Origin of the sequence: Bacillus sp. MMSF_3353, assembly GCF_030733445.1 — a bacterium.
GTDB classification, from domain to species: domain Bacteria; phylum Bacillota; class Bacilli; order Bacillales; family Bacillaceae_G; genus Bacillus_A; species Bacillus_A wiedmannii.
Genome location: NZ_JASHJA010000070.1, coordinates 1 through 6,734 on the forward strand (window position 1 = coordinate 1; position 6,734 = coordinate 6,734).

The 6,734-nt window shown below is 31.6% G+C and carries 7 protein-coding genes and 2 pseudogenes; 5 read left to right on the forward strand and 4 right to left on the reverse strand.

Annotated features, from left to right (window positions below; all coding sequences use genetic code 11):
- Positions 1-764 precede the first annotated feature (764 nt).
- The 4 genes and pseudogenes from RBB48_RS31255 (at position 765) to RBB48_RS31270 (ending at position 4,046) form a co-directional block, all read left to right on the forward strand.
- Positions 765-1,115: an ArsR/SmtB family transcription factor gene (locus RBB48_RS31255; protein ID WP_000536399.1), complete on the forward strand. Its 351-nt coding sequence runs from the start codon at positions 765-767 to the stop codon at positions 1,113-1,115.
- A gap of 1 nt (position 1,116) precedes the next feature.
- On the forward strand, positions 1,117-1,557 hold the full coding sequence (locus RBB48_RS31260; protein ID WP_306008829.1) for a DNA mismatch repair protein: 441 nt from the start codon (positions 1,117-1,119) through the stop codon (positions 1,555-1,557).
- Between the two features lie 99 nt (positions 1,558-1,656).
- Entirely contained in the window at positions 1,657-3,420 is a 1,764-nt protein-coding gene (locus tag RBB48_RS31265; protein ID WP_306008830.1) for a SulP family inorganic anion transporter, read from the forward strand.
- Positions 3,421-3,506: 86 nt separating this feature from the next.
- Positions 3,507-4,046, forward strand: a pseudogene (locus RBB48_RS31270) (hypothetical protein).
- Between the two features lie 47 nt (positions 4,047-4,093).
- On the opposite strand, the gene RBB48_RS31275 reads toward RBB48_RS31270, so the two are convergent.
- Positions 4,094-4,567, reverse strand: a complete 474-nt coding sequence (locus tag RBB48_RS31275) for a DUF2178 domain-containing protein (protein ID WP_144488908.1) — start codon at positions 4,565-4,567, stop codon at positions 4,094-4,096.
- On the reverse strand, positions 4,560-4,778 hold the full coding sequence (locus RBB48_RS31280; RefSeq protein ID WP_000151822.1) for a helix-turn-helix transcriptional regulator: 219 nt from the start codon (positions 4,776-4,778) through the stop codon (positions 4,560-4,562). The genes RBB48_RS31275 and RBB48_RS31280 overlap by 8 nt, the downstream gene beginning before the upstream one ends.
- Positions 4,779-5,206: 428 nt before the next feature.
- Here RBB48_RS31280 and RBB48_RS31285 point away from each other — a divergent pair, with 428 nt between their 5' ends.
- Positions 5,207-5,560, forward strand: a complete 354-nt coding sequence (locus tag RBB48_RS31285) for a nitrous oxide-stimulated promoter family protein (RefSeq protein WP_306008831.1) — start codon at positions 5,207-5,209, stop codon at positions 5,558-5,560.
- Positions 5,561-5,596: 36 nt separating this feature from the next.
- Here RBB48_RS31285 and RBB48_RS31290 read toward each other — a convergent pair.
- Together RBB48_RS31290 and RBB48_RS31295 are read right to left on the reverse strand one after the other, a co-directional pair.
- A pseudogene (locus RBB48_RS31290) lies at positions 5,597-5,956 on the reverse strand (integrase); the annotation flags it as partial.
- Between the two features lie 41 nt (positions 5,957-5,997).
- The gene (locus RBB48_RS31295; protein ID WP_306008832.1) at positions 5,998-6,246 is read right to left on the reverse strand and encodes a hypothetical protein; all 249 of its coding nucleotides are present in this window, start codon (positions 6,244-6,246) and stop codon (positions 5,998-6,000) included.
- Between the last annotated feature and the right edge of the window lie 488 nt (positions 6,247-6,734).

Genomic DNA, 6,734 nt, shown 5'->3' on the forward strand with positions numbered 1-6,734 from the left:
AATCTACCAAATATAGTGAATCTGAATTAGGGATATGAAGCCTATACATCTTCTTTAATTTCTAAAATTACTAATTCAGAAAATTTATAAGTAACTTACTATTTATTAATGTGTAGCATAACAATTGCCCTCGAATCTTCAAGTAACCCATCAAAATTAATTTGTCTTTCAATAATTTCCTTTAGGTGTTCACCTACTTTTTCAAAAAGCTTCTTTATCTTGAATAAATCCTTTTTACGTTCAAATAAATATTTTGTTCAAACTTGTGCGTGCACTAAAAAATACAAGTGATTTTATTGGAGTCACCTTGAATTTCTTGCAGACCTAGTGAAAAGAATCCGTTTTTTACTAACGGGTTCTTTTCTTTATTCGTCATACTTTAACTAGATTGTTACATTTTTTCACAGCTCACCTTTACTTGAATAAATATTCCGTTCTTATAAATCCGTAAATCCTCTTTCCTTTAATACTTTTATGTTATTTGAGTCTATTCATGTAAATGCATTATTTCTCCCTTATTCAATCGCCTTTGAACCTGTGGATATAAGGTTTCTCTAGAAATATAGTCTAGGACACATAGGATTTTTGTGCACGAAAGAAAGTATCGTAATTTCAACCAAAAACCATTTATTTACCTATTTTAAGTTTCTAAATTTGTATTGATAATTCTTGGCTTCAGAAGTATCCTATACATATTCAAACATTTGAAGATGTATAGGATACTTCTGAAATGTTAAATGTAAATAAATACTAGAGGTGTTTTAATGGGAACTGAAATGCAACAATTTAAAGCAGATTTCTTTAAAGCTTTATCGCATCCTTTACGAATAGGGATTTTGGAAGTTCTATCAGAAGGTGAAAAAAGTGTAAATGAAATTCAAAGCATTCTTAAAAAAGAAGGTTCTGCAGTTTCTCAACAATTAAGTGTATTACGCGCGAAAAATATTGTTGTTGGCACTAAAGATGGAAAACGAGTATTATACTCCCTTCGAGATCCTATGATTATGAATTTATTGGTGGTTGCGCGGAAAATTTTTAACAATCATTTAATTGATACAATTTCTATGTTAGAAGAGCTAGATGAAGCAGAAAGTGAAATGATAAAGGAGGAATAAATTGAGCATTGAGGCTAAAAAAGAAGATATCATCCAACATGGAATTGAGATATTTCACTCTATAGGAGCTCATCATGTTTGTAATGTTTGCATTAAAAGTGGGTATTCTTGTTGCGTTTCATGTCAACATTTACAAGATGGTATTGGATGTCAAAAAAGGAACACAGCTTGTACAGCATGGTTATGCGGCATTCAGAACTTTTTGTTTGATCAAATAGGATTATTAGAAGAATGGAATAGTTTTTGGACTGAAATTCCAGGACAGATGTTTCGTAGAGATATTACTCCAGATAAAGTAAAAGTCACAACGTTTATTGATACGAAGAAGCTAGATAGTCGGGCTGGAGAACTTCTAGCGGAAAAATTACAATTCCATGTACAACAAGGTGGAGATATAGGGAAATTAGAACGCCATTTAAGCAAAATTTATAGTAAATATTAGGATGTCGTTCTCTATTATGAAAATAAAAATCTCCTGTATAAGCGAATGCGAAACACATTTTTAATCCGCATTTATAAAAAAAGAAAAGAAGGGTTTGTAATGAGAGGTTTATTTACGGGAAGGTTTGAAGGATATTCATTAGGGCATTTTCAAAAAGATCTTCTTTCAGGAATGATTGTTGGCGTTGTTGCGATTCCTCTTGCTATGTCTTTTGCTATAGCTTCTGGTGTAAAACCAGAGTATGGAATTTATACAACATGTATTGCGGGAATACTCATTTCTCTATTTGGTGGTTCAAGGTATCAAATTGGAGGGCCTACAGGTGCTTTTGTTCCAATTCTTTTAGGAATTGTCATTACCTATGGGTATGAAGATTTACTACTTGCTGGTTTAATAGCTGGAATTATCTTATGCCTTATGGGAATTTTTAAATTAGGTTCGTTAATTAAGTTCATCCCACGTCCTGTAACAATTGGTTTTACGTCAGGTATTGCTGTTATTATATTCACTGGACAAATTGCTAGTTTTTTAGGTTTAACAGATATTAAAAAACACGAGGAATTTATAGCAAACCTGAAAGAAATCTTTACTCATATCGGTACCACTAATTTTTATAGTGTAGTAACTGCTTTAATTTGCTTTTTCGTTATACTCGTAACACCAAAAATTTCGCCAAAAGTACCCGGTTCATTAGTAGGTGTTGTGATTTCAACTATAATTGTAACTTTATTTTTCTCAGGTCATGTGCCTACTATTGGTACAGCATATGGTACGATTCCAAATACATTGCCTCAGTTTAACGTACCAGAGATCACAATAGAGCGTATCCAACATTTAATTGGCCCTGCGTTTGTCATTGCTATGTTAGGTGGTATTGAGTCTCTTTTATCTGCTGTCGTCGCGGATGGGATGACAAATAGTAAACATAACAGTAATAAAGAACTTATTGGTCAAGGAATTGCTAATATTGTTACCCCATTATTTGGAGGAGTTCCGGCGACTGGAGCAATTGCTCGAACAGCAACGAATATTAAAAATGGCGCTGTTTCACCCATGTCCGGTGTGATTCACGGAGTATTTGTGCTATTTACGCTTCTACTGCTAGCTCCATACGCCTCGCACATCCCACTTGCTAGTATGGCTCCAATTTTAATGGTTGTAGCGTGGAATATGAGTGAGCAACAGCATTTTGTTCATATACTTAAAATGAAGACCGGAGATTCTCTTGTGTTACTAGTAACATTTTCCCTTACTGTATTTACAAGTTTGACAACGGCTGTGGAAATCGGTCTTATTTTAGCTATTATTTTGTTTACAAAACGTATGAGTAATATGCTTGTGATGTCAAAAGTGCTTCCTGATCATACAACAAAGAATGAAAAATTATTACCGCATGTGGTAAATAATGCTCATGATTGCCCTCAAATTAGTATTTACACAATAGAAGGTCCATTATTTTTTGGAGCTGCACAAACATTTGAACAAAATATTTTAGCGACAATTCATTATAGACCCAAAATTCTAATCTTACGTATGGGCAAGGTTCCTTTTATTGATACAACAGGCGAAGCCTACTTTAGGAATATTGTCCAACATTTTAAAAACCAAGGTGGCGTACTTCTCATTTCAGGGGCTCAATCAGAGTTGAAAACAACTCTAATTAAAAATGGATTATACGCTGAGATTGGAAAAGAGAACTTTTTTGATCATACAGGAGAAGCAATTAACTGTGCTTTAAGACATTTGAATAAAGCGAAATGTGTAGGGTGTAAACATTTTGCTTTTCATGAATGTGCCCAGCTATCCCAACAATGCCAGGATATTAATACAATAAAAAATAAATCAAAAGCATTAGAATTTTAAAAAATATATTTCCTATACAAAGTTTACTTGTTTTGATTTACTCTTTTAAATATTTTGCTAAAAAGCAGAAAAGGAGAATGTTTAATTTGGCGAATGCGAAGAAGATTTTTATAAAGTTTCAACAAGAAGGATTTTCATACATTCAAAAAATGATCATTACACAGCAAGAAGAGAATATATTCCTTACATTTCAATGCAAAAAAAATTGTACAAATAGTGCCCTTTCAATAGATGATAAAAAGAATTACGAAAAAAGTATATCGTTTTTTTCTCATGCTTCTGGTGGTGTAATTATATGGGGAATAGCTTCAAATAAAAATAATAATGGTGTTCACATAGCTAAAAAAATTCAACCTATCTCTAATGGAAAAGAATTTTTTAGTAATCTAAATGATTTATTATTTAAAAATCCCAACACTACAAACCAGGATGTTAAAAATATATAAATTCCTTTTCCTAAAGAAGTAAACCATGGATTTGTAATCACCTATGTCCCCAGGAAAGACTATCTTTTAAAACTTAATGACTACTATACAAAAACCAGGGATAACTTTGCATTGATGATGGGACAGATTCTATTAAATGATATGTTAGAAAATAGAAAATTATTAAGGGAATCACTATAAATCATGCATATAAAGGAACCCTCTTGCTTTTACAAGAGGGTCTCACTTTACATTATTTTATTTCGGTATAAAGATAAATAAAAAACTGTCATTTGAATAAAGAAAACACTAAATACAATGTATAAGGGATATCCTGGAATATATATATTAAAAATAGGAGAAAGCACTAAAAATCCAATTGCGATGATTAACACATACCACAGTGAAACAAATGCTGTACGACAAGCTCTTTCAGTAATTAACTTTTCACGTTCGTCTTCTAGGGGAAACAATAGTGGATACATCAGATATGAAAGGGCGTTATATTTCTTCTTCTGTATTTTATAAAAAATTGTTATTACAATACCTATAACTAATAAAAATAAGACTGGTGTAATATTTAATGATACTTCAAAAGTTACTTTCTTAGCGTCAATAATATTGGCAAGTTCTATAATGCCGTAATAAAGTTCAATGAATACCCAACATGCTAATGCCATAATAAGTACATTAATCATATAAGAAATCATCAATCTATTCATCCTCTTCTTCCTCCTTATTTAATACAAACACTTCTTCCATCTTCAAATCAAACACATCACAAATTGACAATGCTAGTAATAATGAAGGGACGTAATCCCCTTTTTCAATTGCTGCGATCGTTTGCCTGGTCACTCCAACTTTTTCAGCTAATACACTTTGTGTGAAATTAAAACGCGCTCTAATTTCCTTTACTTTGTTAAAAATAGTCAAGTTCACCACCTCTTCCCTTCAATGTATACCATAATTAACAAAATGTAAAATGAACTTAACATTTATTCCGCTAAAAATCCAATTTTATAAAAAGCGGTACCACCACACATCCATTAATTTAAAAATTGTATAGTGCTCCTGAAACAAAACGCAGATTGCGTGCTCTAAGGCTGAATTATTTGATATAGCAGTAAACTTCAAATACTCCCCACCTTCCAATAGAATCAATTAATAATGTGGAAAAATCAAGTGAACTCTTGCTGTTCGAGTCGTTTAGGTACCCAAAGCTCACAAGAAAAAGAAGGAACCATATTTAAGTCATAGGAAAGAGATAAACATTAGAAAAACTGTCATTAAAAATTCAAGTAAACTCTCTAAAAAGTTTTACAATTAAAGCAGAGAGACTTTGAAACAGGAGGCGTCAATTTATGAATCGAATTAAACGTGAAGAGAAAACAATTAGCATTATGATTGATATGTATTGTAAAAACGAACATAAACAAAATACTCTATGTGAAGAATGTCAAAAATTAAAAGATTATGCTTATTTTCGTTTATCAAAATGTCCATTTCAAGAAAAGAAACCAGCATGTCAAAATTGCAAAACTCATTGTTATAAACCAGATATGAAAGGTTTAGTTAAGGAAGTTATGAAAAAGAGCGGACCAAAAATGATTTTAAAACATCCATATTTCACGCTCATGCATGCTTTTGACACAATGAAGAAGTTTCCTGACTTACCAAAAAGAAAAAAGTGTAAAAAGAAAAAGTGGTTTGCCTAATAAACTAGTTTTTTTTATTCCTTTTCGACTAAAGAATTATATGTGAGTTTTAAATACTAATCGCTTAACAATATTTTCAGCTGTGCATTGCTTCTGAGTCATTTTTAAAATAAAAGTATTTCGAAAATGTTATGCAGAAATCCCTTTCCTCAAATTTGCCCGCTTTATCTCCAAACTAATCATTTTTTTGAATAGAGATTTCCGTTAGAAATCTTGATACATCTTCATCATAACTCCAAAGATAGGTTTCGAACCTAAAGTGGCAAAAAACAAAGAGTGAACTATTGCTGTGATATCTTGGGTCACTAGTTCAGGAATAGATAATATATAGTTCTAAAAATGCAAATGTTTCATTCGTAAAGCAACAAGCTCATTTAGAGATAATCCGTAGTCTATATGATAGATGTTTTTTAGGAGGGTTATCCTATAGTAGTAGATTAGCTTTTATTTGCTACTTCCTCCTCGACAACTTTATCGATAAGATCATCAATAACTTCCGTGCATCTTATAATAAAATCTGCATCCTCACGAGTAGTATCACTATTGCTAATACGTTCAATCACTTCTGTTCCATATTCCCTGTCTTCATCTGTTTTTGCTAAATATCTATTGTAAGCCCTTACAACTAGTATTGCTTCTTTTTGACCCATATCAATTTGGCGTAGCTCATCATCAAAGTCTTCCAATGAAATCCCTCCTGTTTATAAATAACGAAGTCTATTTAATTATATTACAATATAAAAATTTATTGTTGTATTATTTTTGTGAACTTGTGTAAAAGTGTAAATGTCCACGTTTACACTTTTACACATTAAGAACGAAATTACATGGAAAAATATGAAGTTGGATATGAAAAGCGATATTCATTTGACTCTAGTGAAGAAGGATTTATAAAAGGTGAATATAACAGAGGCTTTTAGATTAAACAATATTTATTATATATCGAGTCGATACTATAACTCGATGTTGCTGAAAACGGGATATAGTATTTAAATCCAAGGAGTGGGGAAATGAGTACACAATATAAATAAGGGAACTAAAATATCTAATGGATCTCACAAATAGTATAGGTACTGTATATAAAAAGATCACTTGTCTTGGAAACAAGTGATCTTTTTATTAGATAAATTGCTACTTGCCAACAACAGGTAGTTGTTATCCTATTCATATGTTC